Genomic DNA, 565 nt, shown 5'->3' on the forward strand with positions numbered 1-565 from the left:
GTAGCCGCCGCGGACCGCCGACATGGCCTGGCCGTCGATCGTGGCGCTGTGCGCCAGGTCGTGGATTGCGATGGATGACATGGGTCTCTCCTTCTCAGCCGACGATCTTGTTCTGGCCGTTCTGGTGCACGTTGCTGTGCACGCTGACGTCGTCCAGGAAGGCCGAGCCGTTGGCGGTGAGGGTGCCGACGTTCTGGACCTGGCCCAGGTTCTGCAGGGCGTTGATCGAYGAGTCGTAGCTCGGCTTGTAGCTGATGTCGCCGGTTTTCACGGACGGCGAGAACATGCTCCAGCCGCCGCGCACGGTGCGCATGGCTGCGCGGTCCAGTTGTTCGGCGCGGTCCAGGTCTTTGATGGTCAGGTTTTTCATGGCAATGCTCCTTGAAAGTATAGTCAACGATGATGGCGATGGGGGATCAGCCGACGATCTTGTTCTGGCCGTTCTGGTGGACCTTGCTGTCCACGCTGACGCCGCCCAGGAAGGCCGAGTCGTTGGCGGTGGCCGTCATCACGTTCTGCATCTGGCCCAGGTTCTGTGCGGCGTTGATCGACGAGTCGTAGCTCG

Annotated in this window: 1 protein-coding gene; it reads right to left on the minus strand. The window is 62.4% G+C overall.

Annotated features, from left to right (window positions below; all coding sequences use genetic code 11):
* Nucleotides 1-94 precede the first annotated feature (94 nt).
* Nucleotides 95-370 (minus strand): hypothetical protein, encoded by a 276-nt coding sequence (locus tag AB4Z32_RS27575; RefSeq protein WP_442124996.1) that lies wholly within the window; start codon nucleotides 368-370, stop codon nucleotides 95-97.
* Nucleotides 371-565: the final 195 nt, after the last annotated feature.

Source organism: Massilia sp. 2TAF26 (genome assembly GCF_052115005.1).
Classification (GTDB): Bacteria; Pseudomonadota; Gammaproteobacteria; order Burkholderiales; family Burkholderiaceae_D; genus Telluria.